The organism is Desulfogranum mediterraneum DSM 13871, assembly GCF_000429965.1.
Classification (GTDB): domain Bacteria; phylum Desulfobacterota; class Desulfobulbia; order Desulfobulbales; family Desulfobulbaceae; genus Desulfogranum; species Desulfogranum mediterraneum.
Genome location: NZ_AUCW01000073.1, coordinates 1 through 1,307, shown reverse-complemented (window position 1 = coordinate 1,307; position 1,307 = coordinate 1). Strand labels below are relative to the sequence as shown.

Here is a 1,307-nt window from a genome sequence, read left to right as displayed (position 1 = left end):
GCTTTCGGCTAGTATTTATGCTCCTGTCATCACGACAGTAACAGGGTTTACATACAGGGGACTTGCACCCCATTAGATCACGCCCATGCCGGGCGTACACCAAACGTTGCACCGGACCCCGCAAACAGCGCGGTTCCGGTGAACTCCCCGTTATCTGTACGGAAAAAACACATCTATCAAGCAACAATCATATATAATTGAAGATAAAAAACATAAAAAAAGCATACTCACATTCTTATTTTTTGTCGTGTTTCTATATATTATTGTGATTCTAAACCTGTAAAAAAGTACGGGTAAAATTGAATGGAATATCTCTGAGTCTGAAGCTTTACCAGAGCTACTTATTATTTCTGCTATAGCAGTTCCAGTAATTTTTGTTTTTAAAACGCTGACAGATAAAGACAAAACCAGAAAAACAAAGAAAAATTAAAATTCAGATAATAAACGTTATATTTACAAAAAATATCCTTATTTCAAAAAATGTTTAAGCTTAGTGATGAAGCAAATCAATTAAAATCTAAACTACTAATATTTTCGGGTATATGCCTGTTTGTTGGCTTGACAGAGTCCTTGCCCAAAAAGGTTGTCATTATTGGTCTAGATTTATCTAGTAAACCTTCAGTTGTCGGTTGGTTTATTTTAGTAATTGCATCCTATTTATTTTTGAAATTTGTTGCATCAGCTACCTTAGATTTAACTGAGTACCACCTCCCTAGGCTAATAAGTAATAAAACTCAAAATACTACTGGCAACACTATAGGTCTCACAGCAAGAGAATGCTACGAAGATCAGTTAAATCAAATGCAACAGTTTGCTGACAAAGACGTAGGAACGCCAAGAGGGGAATTGGCTGATATTAAATTTCAGAACGAGGAAATATCGAAAAAGTACAATAAGAATTTCGTGTATTTGAGTAATATCAGTACTTATACAATAGATATAGCTGTGCCAGTAGTGTTATGGTTCATAGGTTTTATTTATTTATACAGTTATCTAAAAGAGTTTAATGAGCCTCTGTTATCAAGTGTTAAGTTCTTCACGTAATTTAAAAAATAATAATATAAAAAATCGTTTAAAGGAACTGCGTTAGGCTCGGCATTTAAGAAGTCCGTAGTAGATCAAAAAGAAATTTAAATCTACGAAGTTAATACTAGAGGCCCCGCATCCCCTTAACTCCACGTTGGGCATACAGAAAAATAATCTTGGAGTCATAAATTGACAACTTTAGGGTTCCTTGAAAATTAAATACAGTAATTCGCAGCATCTTGACAGTTAACTTGCTGTTTTTGCATAAATTTGGTACAATT

At 34.2% G+C, this 1,307-nt stretch carries 1 protein-coding gene; it reads left to right on the top strand.

What is annotated here, in order from left to right:
- Positions 1–480 precede the first annotated feature (480 nt).
- Positions 481–1,044, top strand: coding sequence for a hypothetical protein (locus tag G494_RS26975; protein ID WP_153305905.1), 564 nt, complete (start codon positions 481–483; stop codon positions 1,042–1,044).
- Positions 1,045–1,307 lie beyond the last annotated feature (263 nt).